The following is a 21,888-nucleotide window of genomic DNA, read 5'->3' on the forward strand; positions in this document are numbered from 1 at the left end:
AGTATTCACTGCGTCTGCAAAAGCAAAACTTAAAATAGTGAAAAATAAGATGGTGAAATAAAAATCTTTAAATAGCCTCATAAGGTCTCATTCCCTTAACTACTGCAGGATTTCCTGCAACAATTGTGTATTGCGGAATTTCTTTCGTTACTACACTACCTGCTCCAATTATTACGCCTTTACCAATTTTATTTACTTTACCCAGTATAATAGAATTTGCACCAATCCAAACATCATCTTTAATAACTAAATCAGATTTTGGTAATTTTCCTTGCTTTATCATCGGAATATCTCTTCTATCAAAATTATGTCCTCCCCCTATAATAGTTACATTTTCAGCAATCATAATATTTTCTCCTATTGACAAAACTACCTGTTGCATATTGAAATTTGTTCCTAAACTAGAACCATTGCCCATCTCAATATTTTTTCCACTACCAAAATATACTTTTCTTTGAATCGTTTCAGTTTTACCCAAACTTTTAAATAATCTTCTACAACAAAACTGTCTAATTCGATTAAAATATTTTCCTATAATTGGTAAATAAGAACTAGGTAAATATTGAGCAAAACAATAGTATAATAGGAAAAAGAATAAACGCTTAAATTTTTTCATACATTTCTTCCAGTTTTTTCAATACAATCTGAGGTGAAAATCGATCTCGAACGTCTTTCCAGGCATTTTTACCCATTTTTATCCGTAAATCTTTGTCGCATACTAATTGTTCTAAAGAAGCTGTTAACTGCTTTATATTTCCAAATTCAACAAGTAATCCCGTTTCTCCATTTTTTACTATTTCTGGAATAGCCGGACCAAAAGTGCCTATAACAGGTAATCCGATTCCCATTGCCTCAACATAGACCAATCCAAATGTCTCATATTTACTAGGCAACACTAAAAAATCGTAATTTGGTAGTAACCTTAAATATTCACTATGTTCAATCCAGCCATGAACTGTTATGTTGTTTTTTCCGATCCTTGGTAAAGTTCCGCTACCAAATAGGTCTAAACTAACAGACTGATCAAATTGAGCGCTTTCAAAAGCTTCTATTAAATCAAAAACACCTTTATCTGGGACAAAAGCTCCGCAATAAACAATTCTTATAGGTTCTGTTCGACTTGACAAATCAAGGGGGATATCTGTTATTGTTTCGCAAAGATTAGATATAACGAAAACTTTTTTTTTGATATGAAAATTTTCTGCAAGGAAATTTTTCATATCTTTTGTAATACAAACAATAGCATTCGAGTGCAGCAAAAGATTATAAATAAATTTCATTTCAAATTTTGATCTAGAAATAACCTCTTTAAATCTGCCACCATGCAGATGAACAACATACTTCTTTTTTCTTAAACGAACGAAGATACTGATAAATAATTTTCTAATAACAGACCCTTTGTGAGAGATATGTAAATGATAAATTTCATGATTATCAAATAAAATACGAATACAAATAAAAAAAGTTTTAAACAAACTTTTTATAAAAGAACCATTATGGCTACTCCAGTAATTTTTTTTAGGCAAAGCAAATAATCTAACATAGCTATTAACAACACTAGACATACCACCATTACTTGATGTACAGATGTGAATTGTGTCCTCTATCATATCAACAATCTTCTTTGGTAAGAATTTTATTATACTTATTTACCCTTCTTCTAAAATATTTTTTTAATATATTGTGAGGTAAATTAGTTTTCACATAATATCTAAACTTCCATATTATATATTCAAGTGTATATTTCATTTTCCATGAAATTTTATGTTCAATTCCTTGTATTTGGGCTTTTTCACGTCTATTAATTTTAAAATTACTAGATACACCTGTATCGTAATCAAATACAGCAATTGGAATAGAAATATATTGAAATATTTTATTGTCCCGATAACAATGTAAAAAGAAATTATAATCACTCTTGACTTTATATTTTGTATCAAAAAGTATAGCTTTCATTAATATAGTTTTTACAAAAGCTGACTGATGGCAAAAGATCATGTTAGATTCTATACATTCTACAGGATATGGCTTCTGAAGATATGAAATATCCATTTTTGCTATATTATTAATAGTATCTCCATAGACTATATCTGCATTTGAATCATGCAAATTAGTAAACATCTCAATTACATTCTCATCTATTAAATAATCTCCGCTGTTCATAAAATTAATCCAATCCCCAGTAGCCTTCTCAATACCTTTATTCATGGCGTCATAGATACCATTATCAGGTTCACTAACCCAATATGTAATTTTACTCTCATATTTTTTTATGATATCTACTGTCCCATCAATGCTCCCCCCATCAATAATGATATACTCAATATTTGAGTAAGTTTGATTAATGATTGATAGGATTGTCGCCTCAATCTTATCAGCCATATTATATACTATCGTGATTATAGAAACCTTACAACTGCTCATATTTTTCAAAAAATAGCCTAGGATTATTAAATAAACTATAATTCCTTTTTAGATATTTTACATCTTGATTCCACCATTGGATTTCTAATAATTTGTTTATATCATCATCATCAAATCGTTTTTTCATGAATTTTGCAGGAACACCCCCAACAATGGTATAAGGTCCTACATCCTTTGTAACAACTGCCCCTGCTGCAATAATAGCACCATCTCCAATAGTGACGCCATCCAAAATAATAACATTTGCACCTATCCACACATCATTCCCTATATTAATTTCTTCGTGTTCTTTAAATAATTCCTTATCACAAAAAGAGATTTGACATTGCTTGGCTATGGAAAAAAATGCAGGAAATGTGGATATATAATTTATCGGATGCATGCCAAGACCTATTTTACATCCTGGTCCAATAGAGCAGAAACTTCCTATATTTGTATTTCTAATAAACGAATTACCTGCTATATATACAAAATTACCAAAATGAGTATTCACTATATTAGTATATTCATACAAAGTGTTATATTGGCCAAAAGAACACTTTCTTACATTAGATAAATACCCTATATACAGATGATTACCCCTATTATTAAACATTAACCAACTAGCGTTAAGCATCCATCTAAACCATAATGTTAACGGATTTTTTAATAGAAACTTTATCATTTTAAAACGGATGAAAATAATACTCTAAATAACAATAATTTTATCATTTTTCGTATGTTCAAATTGTTATAATCATAGAATGCCTTTTTATATTCAATCTCATATTTATCCCATCTTTTTTTCTTCAATATTACATTCTTTGAAGTATCGTATATATATATATCATTTCCATAATTTTCGAGCGTTATATTCAATTCATGAGGTTTTAAATTTAATTTATAGGCGGAAACTATTTCATAAGGATATTTATTCATTGTTAGTAAGTAACGTTTATTCTCTAAACGTTTCTTTGTTCCATACAAATCAACAGAAATATCTATCAATGAAGAATCCATAGACAAAAATTTATCTTTTCGCTCATAGAAGGCATCATAAAGAATCGCATCTTCTATAGTTGGAAATACATAATTTATGTAAAAAATATTCAAATCTACTTGATAAGAATGTTGTTCTTCCTTATTATGTGTTCCTACATCCGAAAAATTTGTAGATAAGGATAAATAAGGATAAACAAAATATCGATCAGTCTTTATTACGTATTTTATAAAATACCTCAGCCATGAAGAATTTGGCCAATTTAATACTGCATCTGGGATTTCATCATCAATGTTCTCCCACTTTTCATTCTTAATATACCATTCATAAAACTGGCTCCACATTCTTCTAGACCAACACTGCCCCCATGATTGCGCATATTGTAGAAAAAATACATCATACTTATTTTTTAATGGGATAAATGGTCTATTACAATTTGTATTTTGTTTGTGTTTATATAATGATATACCTGCAATATAATCTTTATCACCGTAAAAATCTAATGCTTCTTGAGCATAATGATAAAAATATGGGGAGACATATAAATCATCTTCCAACATTATAATAGCATCATAATTTTTTGATAGATTTCCACAACTGATAACATGATTCCGTAAACCTAAATTCTCTTTATGTACTATAACTATTTTTTCCCCGTTGGACCATTCAAAATTATTAGCTATATCTATCACTGTTGAATGTTCTTCAGAATCCTGATAATCGACACTAATAACTAAAGATAAATTTCTGTCTGGATAATGAGCTCTCTCAATAGAATCAAGTAATCTTCTCAAAGATTTTGGTCTATTATATGTAACGACAATTATAGCTATGTCCATTATTTTTTCATTTTATTTTTTACTAACCCAAGTAAATCATATTCCTTTCGAAGCTGTATGTAAGAAGCAAGAATAACAACAAATATAACACTCTTTATTATCAAAGAAAGTATTAAATACAAATCTTCTGTTAAATCACTGACTATATAAAGAACTATAGCCATGATTATTGTGACAATAAGAGGCGAGACTAAATGCTTAAAGAAAATTACAAATCTTTCTTTAAATACTTGGCAATACATCATCCAATAACATTGAAAAAAGTTGAAAGTAAATGTTATAACTAAGGCCCAAGCCACAGCATTTATTGATCGAAAAGCAAGAATTGCAATTATAAGTCCCAGAACATTAACTATAGCTGAAAATAATCCAGACACAAATAAGGCCTTTGTTGTATTAGCAGCCTGAAAGATTGAACCTGATGTTGACAATATTATTTGAATTCCTACAGACAAAGAAAGAATTTTAAATACAGGTATCGAACCTATCCACTGATCTCCAAATACAAGCAGAATGAGCTCTTTAGATGTGAAAAACAACAAAATGGATAAGGGAAAACTGATAAACGATAAAAAACGAACTATTTTTAAATAATGGCTTGAAAGTTGTTTCAAATCATTCTGAAATCCAGCAAATACTGGATGCATTACAGGTGTAATCACATGGGTAATATTCTGTAAAGGTAACATCATCAGCCTATAAGATTTATCATAATAACCGAGTGGAGACATACCTATATATCTACCAATTACCAACTTATCCAAATTTCGAGAGAAGTAATTAATAAAGTTAAACAAAAACTGATAAACAGAAAACGTTGAAATTAGCTTTAATGAAGAACAATTTATTTTCAATACTAAAGATTGAGGCTTAACATAAAAATTCACAAAGAAAATACCAATACTAGTTAATATAGGATTAATTAGTAAAGCATAAATACCAGCACCCATGAATGCTGCAAAAACAGAAATAAGCCCACCAACCAATTGAAATATCAAAGTTCGATATGCAATAAATTTAAACTTCTTTTCTTTCAACAAAAGAGCATTTGGTACAATATTTATAGATGCAAAAAAAATATTTATTGACAAAATCTGACATATGTAAATTAATATTTCTTCCTTATAATAGGCACCCAAAAGCCAAGAGCAACAAAAAAACAAAAGAGATATGGTTAAGCCAATATAAACTGTAAAAGAAAAGATATTAGAATAATCTTCTCTTTTTAGATTCTGATTTTGGACAATAGCAGGACCAATACCTAAATCACTAAATATACTAAAAAAAGTAATCAAGACCGTTGCGATCGCAACTACACCAAAATCTTCAGGTGAAATCAATCTCGCTAATATTGCAGAAATAACTAAGGAAACAATTATCCCTGCATATTTTGATATTGCAGTATAAAACACACCCCCAATCAATTGCTTTTTTATAGGATTTTCAAGCATTATTAATTATAATCTATCTAAATATCTTCTTATAAGCAGGTCGTAACAAAGACTTGCTATATTTAACAACTAATTTATATGAAAATAAAAAAGGAAATGACAATTTTGTTAATAAAAGAGAATTTTTGCTAGTTATTATTTTAAAAAAAGCATTAAAACAATCCATCTTACTCTTTTCAAGATACATAAGATATCTAGAATCTTGAGTAAATAGCAAATTCATTTCTAATAGATAGCGTTGTAATATTTTTAAATCTATTTTTTTATAATTATCAAATATTTCATTAACTAAACCATCTTCTCCATACCCCCAATCCTTTTTCTCCTGACCAGGTTGAGTTACTTTCACGGGATATTCTGTAAGATGGTAAGTATTCCCATTTAATATAGAAATAGATACAAAAAAGATAAAAGGGTAGATATTCTGAACATTTCGTTGCATATAATTCTCATACAATCCTGCTCTTTTAAATACGAGTCCAGATAACTGATGCCCCCTATTAGACAAGCTTAAGCAACTTCTAAATCCTTTTCTGTATTTTTTTGTTATAGCATTTATATCTCTCTGAATAGTCGGAATAACTGTTTTATCTAGTTTAATCCCAATAAAACTAGGAATTATGCAATGAACATCTTTTTCTGAACTAATAATACAAATAACTCTTTTCAAGTATTCTTCATCTATATAATCATCATCTCCTAGAAACATTACATACTCAGAAATAGCTTTACTCAATGTGAATATTACATTCTTTTCTAAACCAATATTTGCTTCTTGATTATATAGAGTAATCTTAATGTTAGTATTCTTAATAAAGCTTGTTACTTTTTGTTTAGTCTCATCCTCAGAATTATTACTAGATATTATGATATCTACTCTTTCTTCTAGACTATTGCTTAATATAAACCCCTCTAATAAAGAAATATTGTATAATAAATCATTGCATCTATTATATGTTGGTATCAATATTGTCAGTAACATCAACTTTTATATTTTATTATTCTTTCCAATCCCTCTATCAAGTCTACTTTCGGAGTCCAATTTGGCATCTGTTTATATCCTGTATATGGCATCATAATCTCTCTCTTTTTATAGGGTTTAGCGCCAATATTAACATTCAATTTTTGATTTAGTATTTTTTCAAAAAGAGAAATCATCTCCTTCAGCTGCACTCTTCGTCCTGTATATACTCCATAGATTTCATTCTCCAAACTATTGTCTAATTGTAATAACTCAAATGCTTTTAAATAAGCAGAGCAAACATCTGAAATATGTGTCATATCCAAATATTGTTCACCTGGAGAAATATCTATTGATGAGTTCCCTTGTGATATCTGATATAAAAGATTTAATAGTTTAGGGCGTTTATCATCTTCTCCATAAACATCAAACAAGCGAAGCGTCACCACTCTAAACCCCTTAGCATCAACATAGTATTGAATAATCTTCTCGTAAGCTTCCTTTGTTGCTGCATATAAATCAACTGGATTATATCCTTCTGAATTATAATTTTGCCAATATGACCCTGTGTTAATAAATATTCTTGTAGAACAATGACTCATTGCTTCAAGCACTTCAGTTCCAAATTGAATATTACTTTGAATTAAAATTGGAATTTGTTCTGGCTTATAATTATTAATTACTGCTGCTGCTAAATGAAAGACAACTTCTGCATCAATTTTTTTTAAGAAATCAATTAATTGCATTATATTGTTATCATATTCGAACACTTCCACTCTAGACACAACATCTTCGATATTCTGATATCCAAACTGAGGTTGGGAGATTATACCCACATCCCAACCATCTGACAATAAGAACCTTAGAAGATTAGATCCTATATAACCTGTTGCTCCTGTAATAACAGCCTTCTTTTTCATTTATCTACATATTTCTTTATCTGTTCTATACAGAGATCATATATATTCTCACTCGAATATCTTTTATACCAATCTACAGTCAATTCAAGACACTGGCTCAGATTCATCCTTGGCTCCCATCCTAATCTAAATTTAGCCTTAGATATATCTAACATCAACAAGTTGGCCTCATGAACAGCATTAGAATCCGAAACATCTTTTAATTCTCCTGATCCATATTTTTCAACAACCATTGAAGCAATGTCCCAAACTGTAGCTATTGATTCCATTCTAGGCCCTAAGTTCCAACCTTCGCAATATTCTTGTGGAGCATCCCACATTTTTTTCGCAAGTTGCAGATATCCACTTAGAGGCTCTAATACATGCTGCCAAGGGCGAATCGCTTTTCTATTTCTAATATTGATAGTTTTATTAGCCTCCAACGCTCTGATACAATCCGGAATTATTCGATCCAAAGCCCAATCACCTCCTCCAATAACATTGCCTGCACGAGCACTTGCTATTGATTTGCCATGCAGATTATAGTCTTTAGGGCTAAAAAAAGAATTTCGCCACGAAGATATTGCTATTTCAGCAGCACCTTTGCTCGACGAATAAGGATCATACCCTCCCATGGGCTCATTTTCTCTATAACCCCATATCTGTTCTTTGTTTTCATAACATTTATCGGTAGTAATCATTACTCCTACTTTTACGCTATCTGTTACACGGACTGCTTCAAGTATATTTATCGTACCCATTAGATTCACCTCGTATGTTTCCTTCGGGATATCATAAGAAAGACGTACTAATGGTTGCGCCGCAAGATGAAATACTATTTCCGGTTTATATTTAGAGAAAACTTCAACTAACGTATCCTTATCTCGTATATCTCCTCGTATATCAACAATCTTATTTGATATTTTTGACAATACAAAATTATCTTTCTCAGTATAAGGATCTAAAGAATAACCTATTACTTTAGCACCCATAGCTTCAAGCCAAATTGAAAGCCAAGACCCTTTAAATCCGGTATGTCCAGTAACTAGAACTTTTTTACCGTTATAAAAGCCATCAAAGATATCTATTTCCATACTTTCCAAGGAGCATCCCCACTATCCCACATTTCGTTCAATTCTACGTTATCCCTAAGTGTATCCATAGGTTTCCAGAAGCCTTTATGTAAATATGCTTGCATTTTCCCTTCTTTTGCAATATTCTCTAGAGGCTTACGCTCAAATATAGTGTTATCACCTTCTGTTATATAATCAAAAACAGTTGGCTCACAAACAAAATAACCCGCATTAATCCAATTACGATCACCATCCGGTTTTTCAAGAAAAGATTTGACCTTATTAGTATTTTGATCTAATTCTAATGCACCAAACTTGCCGGAAGGCTTATATGCAGTAAGAGTCAAAACTCCATTCGATTCGTCATGAAATTTCAATGTATCTAAAATATCAACATCAGCAACTCCATCACCGTAAGTCAACAAAAAGCGTTCGTTTTCAACATATTGCTGTATTCTTTTGATACGTCCTCCTGTCATAGTATTCAAACCTGTATCAACCATCGTAACCTTCCAGTTTTCCGAATAATTATTCAATATTTTAATACTATTATTAGACATATCAACAGTCATATCACAATTATGACGAAAGTAATTAGCAAAATATTCTTTAATCACATATTGCTTATATCCACAACATATAATAAATTCGTCAATACCATAGTAACTATATGTTTTCATTATATGCCACAATATCGGCTTACCTCCTATTTCAACCATTGGTTTAGGAATCAGATTGGTTGCTTCACTCAAACGAGTACCCAATCCTCCTGCTAAAATGACAGCTTTCATATCTTAAAATTATTTTTACCACTCATCAGTATATATATTTTCGGCCCCTTCCCTCAATAATATACTTCTAAAATAGTCTGTAAAAGTCTCTGAACCACAAATATAAAAATGAGTAGTATTAAAGTTTAAAGAACTTTTAAGAATATCTTCTTCTCCTATCCTTCTATTGATTATATCTGGGAGATATTCTCTTGTAGAATACAAATATAGTTGATTTGGAGGAACAATCTCTCTCAATATATCAACGCCCATACTCTCCTTTCTATCCTTAAAAGAATAATAAACGTGTAAGCGAGCTTCCTGACCTTTATTTTTTAGCTCTTCGACAAAACTCAAAATAGGTGCAATTCCTGTTCCTCCTCCAATACAACAAATAGGGCTTTTAACGTCATAAAACGGCAAAAGAAAATCACCAAAAGCATATTTTACTACACAAACTGCACCTAATGTAAGTTCATTGAAAATGCGTTCCGTGTATACTCCAATCCTTCTTATAATAAGTCTAATATGAGCAGCTTCATTATAAACGGAAGCTATACTGAAATTGCGAGACTCTGGCCATTTTGTATAATCTTCTTTTTTTTCTAATGAAAGAAGTAGAAATGAACCTGGCTCAAAATAGTTGTTCTTATCCAACTTTAAGATATACTCCTTTATATCTTTACCGTACTCAGTGATTTGAAGTACTGTTGCTTTCGATATAATAGCCATATTTTATGGGATTAATGTAAGTTATTAAAGAATTTATCAAAAACAGATAAGACATAATCCATTCTAACACTATCAATACCCGGATAAACCCCTATAAATATAGTATTATGCATAATATAATCTGTGTTATCCAACGATCCTGATATCCGATAATTAACATTATTATAAGCCGGTTGTTTAGTCATATTGCCTGCAAATAATTGACGAGTTAAGATTTTATGATCCTCTAAGAACTCTGCTAAATTATTCCTATTAAATCTGTTATTTACTCTAATATTAAAAGGAAACCCAAACCAAGACGGATCTGAATTCGGAGTAGCCTTTGGCAATATTAAATATTCTTCATATTGCTTCAACCCATTATACAATTTAATAAAATTACTCTTCCTTTTCTGGATAAAATCTGGTAGCTTCTTTAGTTGAGCTACTCCAATAGCGGCCTGCATATCTGTCACTTTCAGATTGTATCCAATATGACTATATACGTATTTGTGATCATAACCTTTTGGTAAATCCCCATACTGTCCCTTAAATCGACGACCACATGTATTATCACACCCCGGATCACAATAACAATCTCGTCCCCAATCACGCATTGACATCGCAATACGCCTTAATAGTGGATTACTTGTTAAAACAGAACCTCCCTCACCCATAGTAATATGATGTGCTGGATAAAAACTTGTTGTCGCCAAATCACCATAAGTACCGACCATTTTTCCTTTGTAGGTGGAACCTACAGCATCGCAACAATCTTCAACAAGGAATAAACCATATTTATCTGCAATTGACTTTACTGTATCAATATCGAAAGGATTACCTAATGTATGAGCAAGCATTATAGCTTTTGTTTTTTCTGTTACCGCATTTTCTAAATCCGAGGATTTAATATTGAAGGTTTCAATATCCACATCCACAAATATAGGGATAGCCCCATATTGAACTATTGGATTGACCGTAGTAGGAAACCCAGCAGCAACTGTAATAACCTCATCTCCAGGAAGAATTCTTTTTGTCTTCAATAACTCTGAAGTTAAAGTTGAAAAAGCAACTAAATTAGCAGAAGATCCCGAGTTAACCAAAAGACAATTTCTTTGCTGCATAAATTCGGCAAATTGAGTCTCAAATTCTTCAGCATATCGTCCTGTTGTTAACCAAAAATCCAAAGAAGCATCAACTAAATTAACTAATTCTTCTTCAGAAAAAATTCTCCCAGCAAAAGGTATTGAAGTTTTACCTGGTTCAAATGACTGTTGTGCAAATGCTTCTTTATAATATTCTTTTACAGAATCTAAGATAGTATCTCTACTCATTTTATATTATTTAGTCTTATTGAAATCAATATTATTCATTACTATTACTCACTATTGCCCATAAATCCTTCTTTAAAATCCAAAATGAAGAGACTATTATTGAAAGAAATATAAAACCGACAATAATCATCTTCTTTGAAGGTTTTGAAGGTAATAAAGGCTCCACAGCCGGCTGTATTACAGTAAATACAGGCGTAGTATCCTGTACTTTCACTTTAGCCATCTGTAATTGTTGAGCCATCTGATTATAGACTGTATACGCTAAATTAGCTTCATTTTGCAGCCTTTCTTGAATCGTTCTATATTTGGCAGATACGACATTCATATTCCCATCAACATATGCAGCTAAATTTGACTGTTTTTCATAGTAGTCGTCCTTAGACTCCTCATATAATTTTTCTGCATAGGCCAAATCTTTTCGCGCTTTTTGAGTACGATAATCTATTATATATGACTGAAGATATGAGGTTACAGTATCTGCAATATATGCAGATATTTTTGGACTCTGCATTGTTACAGAAATAGTAGTTATCCCTGTTTTCTTTTCTGACGATATAGTTAATCTATTAGCTAATCCATTTAAAATATTTTGTTCCTCTTCAGGAATAAAACGACTATCAGGGTTATTCTCATCATTTACTTTTTTATCATCTGAAGTAAATAATCCCTTTAATAATCCGGGTGCCTTTAGGATATAGCCCCACCATGCTGCAGATTGATAATCCCTCATATAGCTATACAAAGTCGTATCAATATTTTTTTTTGAATCAATTACCTTTATATCCAGTAGCCCCCTTAAAAAAGGAGTGGAACTAATAACACTTGGATACAGTTCCGGAGAAGCTAGAGCATCTTCTCCAATAGCACTCCCCAGATTTACCCCTGCCAATGCAGCTAAAGACCCCATATTACCTGATGTTGCAGATTGAGATTCCGGCGTTAAAATCACAGTAGTCGTGTATTCCTTCGGAATACTAAATGCAACAATAAGACCTATAACTAGTCCAATAGCTAAGACCTTTAATATAAACTTCTTCTTTACCCATAATTTATTAGCTAATACTAATAAATCTATTTCTTTCTCTTCTACTATATTGTTCCGTTTGTCCTCCATACTCTTATTTAGTCAAAGCATTAATCAATAAAGCAACCACGGATGCCATAGAAGTTATACTGGTACCAATACTTATAGTCTCAGCCAAAGTCATTTTTTGTTTTTGTTCTTTTGACGGAACAATTATCTCACAACCAGGTTGAATCGCCTCCCTGCTTGAGCCTTTCGCTTTTGCTACAGTACCATTCATATAAACAATATAAGCCCTCTTTTTCTGAGCCACGTCATTATACCCTCCAGCTTGATCTATGTAGTATGAAACCTTTTCTCCTTTTTTATACAGAACTGAATTAGGATACATAACAGCCCCATTTATTTTTACAGTATTATCATATTCTGGTATCAATATCCTATCACCATCTTTTAAAACCAGATCATATTCAGACTTGGGATTTTTCACAGCTTTATCTAACTCAATACCTATAGAATAGTATCTCTCAATATTTAATAAATCTGAAGGGATCGAATCCTTTATCCCACTCTCAGATATCATCCTTAACGACTTTCTTTGACTTTCAATCTCATACTGCGTTTTAGCTCTGATTAATTTTGCTCCTTGAGAATACGCATGTGGCGTCAAATTTCCTGCACGTTTTATCACATCTGAGATTCTTTCTGTTTTCTCCTTCAAAGCATATCTACCAGGAAACAAAACCTCTCCTTCTAGGACAATATCACGTTGTTCAATATAACCAGGACTTCGACGAATATAAACCTGATCGTATGGTTTTAGTGTAAAATTAGAATTCCCATCTGCAATCAATCCATCTTTTATACTAAAAGTAAAAGACTCTGCTATAACAGAATGACTTTCCGTACTCATTGGATCTACAATCCTTCGCGCGACATCAACTTTAGCTGTAGAAGCAGAGCCAAGTAGACCTCCAGCCTTAACTATTAAGTCTTCGATAGTCATGTTATCCGCATATTCATATGAACCCGGATTAACAACATTTCCATATATAGCAAAATTACCTAAGTCTGAGACAACATCATTTTTCGCAATAAATAAAACATCATTTTTGCGTAAGACTATATCTGAACTACTACCATTAAGAAGTGAATTCAGATTAATTGAAATATTTTCAATCGTCAAATCATCTTTTTCCCTAGTCAATATAGCTCTGGATAAAAAAGCATTATCCCTTAAGCCACCTGCTTTTACAACCAAATCTTTAACTGTTTTGATATCTTTACCTATTTCATAATAACCTGGTCTATATATTGCCCCTTGTATTTCAGCTCTATTTTCAAATAAGTTTAAACCTGGACGAATTGTTATCAAATCGCCATCACTTAATATAAAATTAGAATAATTAGCAGCAGCTAATGTGAAAACTTTATCATAGCCACCTGTCTTTCTAACCAAACTAAGCTCATCGACAAAGGCATCTCCTGTAAACCCTCCGGAATATTTTATCAAATCTGCTAAAGTCTCGGAAGAAGTCATCTCATAAAACATTGGTCGTTTGACTTTTCCTTCGATTTGTACCAATGATATATAAGGTGGTACCAGTATTATATCACCATCAGATAAACGCATATCACCATCAGATTTACCGTTCAATAAATACTCGTAAATATCTATTGTTTTTATGAGTTTTCCTTTTCTATATAACTGGATTGATCTCAGCGATCCAATATCATTTATTCCTCCTGCATTATACAGAGCATGAAATACTGAAGACAAAGAAGATATAGAATACGTCCCGGGAACAACTACTTCCCCCATAATGTTAATTTGAATAGTTCTGATTTGGCCTAATGTCAATTTTATTTGGGAAGTTCCCTCATAGTCCCCTATACCAGAATACAAACTCCCAAACTTTTGTTGCACATAATTATTAGCCTCTTTTATAGTCATTCCATTCAAGAATACAGGTCCCAATCTATCAACAGTTATGCTCCCTTCTGGAGAAATAACCTGTCGAACCGATGCTTGAGATGCCCCCCAAATATCGATCACAACTTCATCTCCGGGACCTAACTTATAATCCTCAGGTGTAGGAATATTAAGATTTGGAGCAAAAGAAAGATTTTTTCGATTAAATATATTTTTACCAAAGATGAGGGTCTTTGTTGTTAACTCTTCACTCTCAGAAGATGCTTGCGAGACGATCTCCTCTGTCAGTTCTGAACGTACCGCAGATATAGGTAAACTAGTACTGATAGAAGAAGACACCTGATTTTGTTGGTTAACCTGATTTTTTATTCTTTCCAGTTGAACGGGAGTTACCCCTCTTCTCAACAAGTCTTCTGCAATCTTTTGCTGAGACGACCCCTTACTCATTTCGGTCTTTACATAATCTAAAACCTGATTATCTGCCATTTGCCCATATAGCAAATTTACGGAAAGTATAAAAAATAAAAAATAAGAAATAAGTTTTTTCATATAATGAAAATATCTAAAAGAAATATAGAAGCTTATATTATATTGTAAAGAAATCAATGTCAAGCACACTTTGCCTATTTGCTACATTCACATAACCAATCCATCAAACTGTAAAGCCTTTCCTGAGCATCTTTTATTTTAAAGCTACAAATGTAGCTTTTTTTTAACTGAAAACAAGCATTTATTTCATAAAGGTTCAATCAACAAAAGACATATCCGCCAAAAAGAACAATATCAAACTTGTTTCTTTTGATGTCCAAAAATACGCTCTTCAACTAGACAACATATTATATGCCCTATGAGAATATGAGACTCCTGCACTCTAGGTGTTTCATCTGAAGGGACCTTTATGCAAATATCACACAAATCAGCCACCTTGCCGCCACCGTTCCCTGTGAGAATAATAGACTTTATACCTTTATCCTTACAAGCAGCCAATGCCCTAACTATATTTTCGGAATTACCGGAAGTTGTTATTCCGATAAAAACATCTCCTGCACAACCTTGAGCTTGTACTTGACGTTCAAAAAGGCGCTCAAAGCCATAATCATTTCCTATTGCTGTTATAATGGATGTGTCTGTAGAAAGTGATATAGATGGAATACCCGGACGATCAAAATAAAACTTGCTTACAAATTCACCTGCAATATGCTGAGCATCAGCTGCGCTACCTCCATTCCCCGCTAACAACGTTTTACATCCTTTTTCATATGCCCCAGTCACCAAAATTGCCGCATCTTTTATATCTTTCAACAACTTTGCATCCGAAAGAATTTTCTGTTTTACTAATATAGAATTTTGAATTTGGTCTGTTATAATTCTATCAATATTCATTATATTTGATCTTTTAATTACTTTTACAACAAAAGTAATACTTTTATATATAAAACGGTAATCCGATACAATATTGATAATTGTATTTCACCCACTTATGAAATCATCATCAATTATGCCCCATTAATAAACAAAAGTTCACAACATATGTTTATCTTTGCAGTATGAAAACAATAATATTCGACTACTTAGAATTTTCTCTTTCGGAACACAATTGTGTAATTATACCAGATTTTGGAGGATTCATTATAAACATTGATCCTGCCATATTATGTTCTAATGGTGTGATCAACCCTCCTAAACAAAGTATTGTTTTCAATCCTGAGTTAAAACACGATGACGGAATCTTAACATCCTACATTAGTAAAGACGAGAATATATCTTACAACGCTGCTTCAAAAAAAATAAAAGATTTTGTTTCTGTTTTGAGATCAGATATAAAATCTGGAAAAAGTGTGCAATGTAGCAAACTTGGTGAATTAAAAATAAACGACGAAGGCAATATTTCTTTTATTACCAATAAATTAATTTATTTTCCATCCCAATTTGGTCTATATCCTACAGAAATGAAAAGACTTTCTGTAATTGAAAATATTGCAACAAGAGAAAAAAGAAATGTATCCCTTAAATATACTACGAGCAGTATAGCGGCTGCTGTCGCCGCCATATTACTATTTATTGCGCCTAGCGGAAACATTAAAGATGTAAATTTAGGGAATACAACTCAAAAAGCAGATTTTATATCAAGCATCACAACCTCGCTAACCGCTATAAACGATAATAAGGATAATGTGTTTTCATCTGCTTTTACCTCGGCCAATGAGACAGTCCCTGAGAAGAATACTACGATACCAACCCGTACATATTATATCATAATAGGAGGAGAAGAAACTAAGAACCGAGCTGATATACTATTAGAGAAAATACAAAAAAATAGTTTCCCTAAAGCTCAAATGCTAACAACATCTGACAGATATAGAATATACATATCATCATTTGATGACAAAACGCAAGCTGAAGCATTCTTGGAAACATTCAGGAAAGAAAATCCAGCTTTCGAAACTGCCTGGCTATATTCTAAACGCAATTATTAAATCTATATATAATAAAAAAAGTCCGGTTTTCCGGACTTTTTTTATTATTTCAAGAATTAATGCCTACTCCTTTTCTCCATAAGCTAAATCTCCCGCATCACCTAATCCCGGCAGAATATAAGCATATTCGTTTAAGTCAGGATCAATAGCCGCTGCCCAGATAGTAGTCTTATCCTGAGGAAAATTCTTCTCACAATATTCTATTGCCTGGCGACTGGCAATGATAGTTGCAATATGCACATGTTTCGGTTCCCCCTTTGTCAATAAAGCTTGATATGACAAATCCATACTTCCTCCGGTTGCTAACATCGGATCTGTAAGAATAAGCACCTTATCCTCTATTTTAGGAGAAGCTATATATTCGATATGAACATGAAAACTCTGATGACTTTCTCTGTACTTACGATATGCCGACACAAATGCATTCTCAGCCTTATCAAAGTAATTTAAAAAGCCATGATGATATACAAGGCCTGCACGCAAAATAGTTCCTATAACGATAGGGTCTGTCGGTACATTTGTTACGGATCTACCTAATGGAGTAACTGTTTCTAATGATGAATAGTTCAAGACGCGACTGATCTCATAAGCCATCACTTCTCCTATTCGTTCGACATTACGCCTAAAACGCATACTGTCTTTTTGAATTTCCACATCGCGTAACTCACTAACAAAACGATTCAAAATAGTGTTTTGTTCGGAAAGATTAATTGTTCTCATGTTGTTATTTTCGGGCAAATTTAGTAGTTTTCTTTCAAATTTCCGATCTAGCTTTTAAATTATTTATTCCATATCTCCCATGCTGCCAAAGCCTGTAGCACAAGCATCTCCTCTCCATTTTTGACCGTAGCTCCCTGCTCCTTTCCTAATCTTAGGAATTTAGTTTCAGCAGGATTGTAAACCAGATCATACAACAAATGATTGGGAGTGAGGAACTGATAAGGAATATCAGCACATTCATCTATGTTGGGAAATGTACCTAAGGGTGATGTATTTATAATTACAGAATTCTCTCGAATTATATCTTCACACAAGTTTTTATAAACTAATTGTCCAGGCTTAGCTGTACGTGAAACAAAAGTAAAGGCAACGCCCAAGTTTTCTAAAGCTTTCGCTACAGCTTTCGACGCGCCACCGGTGCCAAGGACCAAGGCCTTTTTATGAATATCCCGGTTTAGCAATGGGGCTATTGAGTTTTGAAAACCAATAATATCCGAATTATATCCGATCAATCTAAGCTTCCCATTTTCCCTGATAAACTTAATGACGTTTATTGCTCCGATCTCCTTTGCTTGTGAATCAAGATCATCAAGGAAGGAGATAATTGCTTCTTTATATGGTATCGTAACGTTTAATCCGTTCAAGATAGGATTATCCTTTATAACGTCTGCAAATCGAGAAATATCACTAATCTCAAATTTTACATACTGCGCATCAATTTCTTCTTTTAAAAATTTATCAGTGAAGAAACGTGGCGAAAAAGAATGAGTAAGGGGATTCCCTATTATTCCGTACAAATCCATTTTAAATTATATTTATTAGACTCGAATAACTAAGATATAAAACCTTATAGTTTCGAAAATACAAAAAAATAGGATAACTGCGATAAGCGTTATCCTATTTTTATATCCTTATACCTATTACTTAGCGGCTTCTGGTTTATAACGGGCGTTTAATAATGCCAATACATCTTTTGTGATATCGTATGAATCTTTTGCCAATAAGACGTTATCTAAACCAAGATTATTAAAGATTATTTGATAATTAGCAACCTTATTATATATCTTCAAACATGTACGTACAGAGTCTGTAACCTGAGCGTTTGTTTTATTTTGCTCTATAACATAATCTTCTCTCATTTTTTCAGCTGTTGTGTGTAAATCAGCTTCCATTTTTCGAAGGCGAACGGACTCTTGCTCCATGCGCTCCTGACTCAAGAAAGCATTATTCTGAGCTTTTCTTTGAAAATCTGCAACCTCACTCTCAAATTGTCTTTGTTTTTGAGTAAGAGTTGTATTCATACTATTATACTTCTTCATCAATACTTCATTTGCATCCTTTGCATAAGTATAGTTCATTAGTAGAGAATCCATATTTACATATGCTATAGGCAAAACACCTGTAGAATCCCCTTTTGAAAACGAAGGAGATGTAACACTTTCTTCCGAATTTTTCTTATTAGATGTAAAGAACAAAATAAATAAAACGATTATTGCTACAGCAAGTACACCGTTAATAACATAAGAGATATTCTTCATTTATATAAATGCATTTAGTTAATCTTCCTCAATAAAAAACTTGCAGGTGCAAATTTACATATAAAATCAATATAATACCATTTTTCGAACGACTTGGCAAAGATATATCATTATGTTAAAACAAAGCTATATAGAAACCTTTAAAAGATGTAAAAAAATTACTTTTTATATGTTTATATCTATATTTTTATGTGTTATTATAAAATCCAATATCTCAATTTAAAAATATAAACATGACTAATAAAGATTTAAAGCCTGGAAGCGTATGGAATTATTTCTATGAAATAACTCAAATTCCTCATCCGTCTAAAAAAGAAGAAAAAATAATTGCCTACCTCCTCGATTTTGCAAAAAAACATAATCTGGAAGCAAAAAAGGACGAAATAGGCAATGTCCTTATCACAAAAGGTGCAACGAAAGGCAAAGAAAACTTGCCAACCGTAATTCTTCAAGGACATGTAGACATGGTATGTGAGAAGAATAGTGACACTGTTCATGACTTTGACAATGATCCTCTGGAAACAATAATAGAAAATGACTGGTTGAGAGCTAATGGTACAACGCTAGGCGCCGATAATGGTATTGGAGTAGCTGCTGCGCTAGCAATCCTTTCATCTAATGATATTGAACACGGGAAACTCGAATGCCTATTCACTGTGGATGAAGAAACCGGCCTAACCGGGGCATATGCTCTTGGTAAAGATTTTCTTAATGGGGATATCCTCATCAATCTGGATACAGAAGAAGAAGGTGAAATATATATAGGGTGTGCAGGAGGTAAAATAACAACTGCAACCTTCACATATAAACCGGAAGATATTCCATCAAACTATTTCTGGTTCAGGACAGAGGTCAAAGGACTAAACGGTGGACACTCCGGTTCTGAGATACATAAAGGATTGGGCAACGCGAATAAAATTCTAAATCGTTATTTATGGGATCTTAGCAGAAAATACGATTTGGTACTTGCCAAAATAGACGGAGGAAATCTGCACAATGCCATTGCTCGTGAGGCATATGCTATTGCAGGCGTACCTTACAATAAGAAAGAAGAGATTATAGTTGATTTAAATATACTGGCTCCGGAAATTGAAGCCGAGCTAAAAAACATCGATCCAAATCTAAAAATGACTGTACTATCGACAGACAAACCGGAATTCGTTATAGACAAAGATACTACCTACAATCTGCTTAATGCGCTTTATGCCTGTCCTCATGGAGTACTTGGCATGAGTATGGAAATCTCCGGACTAGTAGAAACTTCGACAAACCTGGCTTCGGTAAAGATGAAAGATAACAATACAATCGTTATCACCACAAGCCAAAGAAGTTCGACTAATTCATTAAAAGACGATGCAGGAAATATAATAAACTCGGTATTTACATTAGCTAAAGCTAAAGTAGAGCATTCGGCCGGCTATCCGGGATGGAAACCCAACCCTGATTCGAAAACACTAAACGTAGCTAAAGAGGCTTACAAAAAACTATTTGGAAAAGAAGCCGAAATAATGGCTATCCATGCCGGACTTGAATGTGGACTATTTTTAGAAAAATATCCCCATCTGGATATGATTTCATGTGGCCCTACCATTAGAGAAGCGCACTCCCCTGCCGAGAAGGTACAAATATCGTCGGTAGAAAAATGGTGGATATTCCTATTGGAAATATTAAAAAACATCCCGGCTAAATAAAATTTGTTTATAATCATATAGTCAATTGAAAAATGCCGACAGGGAAGACCAACCTTGTCGGCATTTATATTACAGATTATTTTTCTTTAAATACATAATCCTTTTTAGTTTTGTCTTTTGTTCTACCAAAAAAAATTATCTTTACTTTATAATTGAGTAATATAAAACTCTATTTGTATAATTTTTGCATCAACATACAGACTTACAAGGATAAACCAACTTGAACTTCTTAGTTTCAGAATGCAGCTAAACTAAAAATAGAAATCGATCGAAAAGGTGTACAACTTTGTCACCTTTTAGTTAAAAATATATATACAACTACATAACAATGGATAAAATGAAAATTGAAATCTGGTCTGATATAGCCTGCCCATACTGCTACATAGGAAAAAGAAAGATGGAAGCGGCATTAGACCAATTTGCACATAAAGATAAAGTAGAACTCGTCTGGCATAGCTACGAATTAGACCCAAGCCTGCCGAAAGAAGCCTTGGAATCGAAAATATATGAGTATTTTTCTATAAAATACAAGATGAGTTATAATGAAGCTCACGAAAATATGGAAAATGTAACAAAGCTGGCAAAAGAAGTGGGACTGGATTACAACTTTGACAACCTTATTGTAGCCAACACATCCGACGCTCTACGACTAGTTAAACTTGCAAAGGAATTTAATCTGGCTACCGAAGCCGAAGAAATCTTATTCGACGCATATTTTGTCAAAGGCGAGGACATCAGTGACAGGGAAACACTTATAAAATTAGGTACCGCAATAGGCTTAAAAGAAAATTCAATTCTAAAAATACTGGATAGTGACCTCTACAAAAATGAAATAGTAAAAGATGTTGAGTTCAGTGAAAATGAACTCAATCTACAATACATCCCTTTTTATTTGTTTAATAACAAACAAATAGTACAAGGTTCGATACCCGAAGGAGATTATCTTAAGGTATTGACCGAAGCTTATGCCGAATGGGAGCAAAAAGGAATATCTCAAGAAAGGGGAGACATCATAAGTGGACAATCGTGCTCTATAGATGGAGTTTGTAGCTAAAAGACAATTA

The 21,888-nt window shown here is 32.7% G+C and carries 21 protein-coding genes; 3 read left to right on the forward strand and 18 right to left on the reverse strand.

From position 1 onward, the window contains the following. Positions 1–67: 67 nt before the first annotated feature. The 15 genes from JGH11_RS01045 to JGH11_RS01115 form a co-directional block, all read right to left on the reverse strand. Positions 68–616, reverse strand: a complete 549-nt coding sequence (locus JGH11_RS01045; RefSeq protein ID WP_201109700.1) for an acyltransferase — start codon at positions 614–616, stop codon at positions 68–70. Continuing rightward, on the reverse strand, positions 603–1,610 hold the full coding sequence (locus tag JGH11_RS01050) for a glycosyltransferase family 4 protein (protein ID WP_201109701.1): 1,008 nt from the start codon (positions 1,608–1,610) through the stop codon (positions 603–605). The genes JGH11_RS01045 and JGH11_RS01050 overlap by 14 nt, the downstream gene beginning before the upstream one ends. Position 1,611: 1 nt before the next feature. Next, positions 1,612–2,424, reverse strand: coding sequence for a glycosyltransferase family 2 protein (locus JGH11_RS01055; protein ID WP_201109702.1), 813 nt, complete (start codon positions 2,422–2,424; stop codon positions 1,612–1,614). Next, positions 2,411–3,040 carry a CatB-related O-acetyltransferase gene (locus JGH11_RS01060; RefSeq protein ID WP_201109703.1) on the reverse strand — a complete coding sequence of 210 codons (630 nt, stop codon included), beginning with the start codon at positions 3,038–3,040 and terminating at the stop codon, positions 2,411–2,413. Before JGH11_RS01060 ends, JGH11_RS01055 begins: the two co-directional genes overlap by 14 nt. Before the next feature lie 44 nt (positions 3,041–3,084). After that, positions 3,085–4,242: a glycosyltransferase gene (locus JGH11_RS01065; RefSeq protein WP_201109704.1), complete on the reverse strand. Its 1,158-nt coding sequence runs from the start codon at positions 4,240–4,242 to the stop codon at positions 3,085–3,087. Further along, positions 4,242–5,693, reverse strand: a complete 1,452-nt coding sequence (locus JGH11_RS01070; RefSeq protein ID WP_201109705.1) for a lipopolysaccharide biosynthesis protein — start codon at positions 5,691–5,693, stop codon at positions 4,242–4,244. The genes JGH11_RS01065 and JGH11_RS01070 overlap by 1 nt, the downstream gene beginning before the upstream one ends. Before the next feature lie 13 nt (positions 5,694–5,706). After that, complete coding sequence (locus JGH11_RS01075; protein ID WP_201109706.1) at positions 5,707–6,675, reverse strand: glycosyltransferase; 969 nt, start codon at positions 6,673–6,675, stop codon at positions 5,707–5,709. After that, positions 6,675–7,574 carry an NAD(P)-dependent oxidoreductase gene (locus JGH11_RS01080; RefSeq protein WP_201109707.1) on the reverse strand — a complete coding sequence of 300 codons (900 nt, stop codon included), beginning with the start codon at positions 7,572–7,574 and terminating at the stop codon, positions 6,675–6,677. Before JGH11_RS01080 ends, JGH11_RS01075 begins: the two co-directional genes overlap by 1 nt. After that, a complete protein-coding gene (rfbG, locus tag JGH11_RS01085) occupies positions 7,571–8,647 on the reverse strand; it encodes a CDP-glucose 4,6-dehydratase (protein ID WP_201109708.1) in 1,077 nt (358 codons plus the stop codon). Before rfbG ends, JGH11_RS01080 begins: the two co-directional genes overlap by 4 nt. Next, positions 8,638–9,417, reverse strand: a complete 780-nt coding sequence (gene rfbF, locus JGH11_RS01090) for a glucose-1-phosphate cytidylyltransferase (protein WP_201109709.1) — start codon at positions 9,415–9,417, stop codon at positions 8,638–8,640. Before rfbF ends, rfbG begins: the two co-directional genes overlap by 10 nt. A gap of 15 nt (positions 9,418–9,432) precedes the next feature. Continuing rightward, positions 9,433–10,128, reverse strand: coding sequence for an FAD-dependent oxidoreductase (locus JGH11_RS01095; RefSeq protein ID WP_201109710.1), 696 nt, complete (start codon positions 10,126–10,128; stop codon positions 9,433–9,435). An 11-nt stretch (positions 10,129–10,139) separates the two neighbouring features. Beyond that, on the reverse strand, positions 10,140–11,441 hold the full coding sequence (gene rfbH, locus JGH11_RS01100; RefSeq protein WP_201109711.1) for a lipopolysaccharide biosynthesis protein RfbH: 1,302 nt from the start codon (positions 11,439–11,441) through the stop codon (positions 10,140–10,142). A 31-nt stretch (positions 11,442–11,472) separates the two neighbouring features. Then, the gene (locus JGH11_RS01105) at positions 11,473–12,555 is read right to left on the reverse strand and encodes a Wzz/FepE/Etk N-terminal domain-containing protein (protein ID WP_201109712.1); all 1,083 of its coding nucleotides are present in this window, start codon (positions 12,553–12,555) and stop codon (positions 11,473–11,475) included. Positions 12,556–12,559: 4 nt separating this feature from the next. Next, complete coding sequence (locus JGH11_RS01110) at positions 12,560–14,947, reverse strand: SLBB domain-containing protein (RefSeq protein WP_201109713.1); 2,388 nt, start codon at positions 14,945–14,947, stop codon at positions 12,560–12,562. A 234-nt stretch (positions 14,948–15,181) separates the two neighbouring features. Beyond that, the gene (locus JGH11_RS01115; RefSeq protein ID WP_201109714.1) at positions 15,182–15,781 is read right to left on the reverse strand and encodes an SIS domain-containing protein; all 600 of its coding nucleotides are present in this window, start codon (positions 15,779–15,781) and stop codon (positions 15,182–15,184) included. Between the two features lie 164 nt (positions 15,782–15,945). On the opposite strand from JGH11_RS01115, the gene JGH11_RS01120 reads away from it, so the two are divergent. After that, complete coding sequence (locus JGH11_RS01120) at positions 15,946–16,875, forward strand: SPOR domain-containing protein (RefSeq protein ID WP_201109715.1); 930 nt, start codon at positions 15,946–15,948, stop codon at positions 16,873–16,875. Positions 16,876–16,938: 63 nt separating this feature from the next. Here the strand turns inward: JGH11_RS01120 and upp are convergent, their stop codons facing one another. The 3 genes from upp to JGH11_RS01135 all read right to left on the reverse strand — a co-directional run bounded on the left by upp (position 16,939) and on the right by JGH11_RS01135 (position 19,133). Further along, positions 16,939–17,595 (reverse strand): uracil phosphoribosyltransferase, encoded by a 657-nt coding sequence (gene upp, locus JGH11_RS01125; RefSeq protein WP_201109716.1) that lies wholly within the window; start codon positions 17,593–17,595, stop codon positions 16,939–16,941. Between the two features lie 59 nt (positions 17,596–17,654). Further along, the gene (locus JGH11_RS01130; protein ID WP_201109717.1) at positions 17,655–18,398 is read right to left on the reverse strand and encodes a shikimate dehydrogenase; all 744 of its coding nucleotides are present in this window, start codon (positions 18,396–18,398) and stop codon (positions 17,655–17,657) included. 117 nt (positions 18,399–18,515) lie between these two features. Beyond that, positions 18,516–19,133, reverse strand: a complete 618-nt coding sequence (locus JGH11_RS01135) for an OmpH family outer membrane protein (protein WP_201109718.1) — start codon at positions 19,131–19,133, stop codon at positions 18,516–18,518. A 233-nt stretch (positions 19,134–19,366) separates the two neighbouring features. Here JGH11_RS01135 and JGH11_RS01140 point away from each other — a divergent pair, with 233 nt between their 5' ends. Together JGH11_RS01140 and JGH11_RS01145 are read left to right on the forward strand one after the other, a co-directional pair. After that, positions 19,367–20,824, forward strand: coding sequence for an aminoacyl-histidine dipeptidase (locus JGH11_RS01140; RefSeq protein ID WP_201109719.1), 1,458 nt, complete (start codon positions 19,367–19,369; stop codon positions 20,822–20,824). Positions 20,825–21,161: 337 nt separating this feature from the next. After that, positions 21,162–21,878, forward strand: coding sequence for a DsbA family protein (locus JGH11_RS01145; protein WP_236263819.1), 717 nt, complete (start codon positions 21,162–21,164; stop codon positions 21,876–21,878). Positions 21,879–21,888 lie beyond the last annotated feature (10 nt).

It is taken from the genome of Dysgonomonas sp. Marseille-P4677 (assembly GCF_016652235.1).
In the GTDB taxonomy this organism is placed as follows: domain Bacteria; phylum Bacteroidota; class Bacteroidia; order Bacteroidales; family Dysgonomonadaceae; genus Dysgonomonas.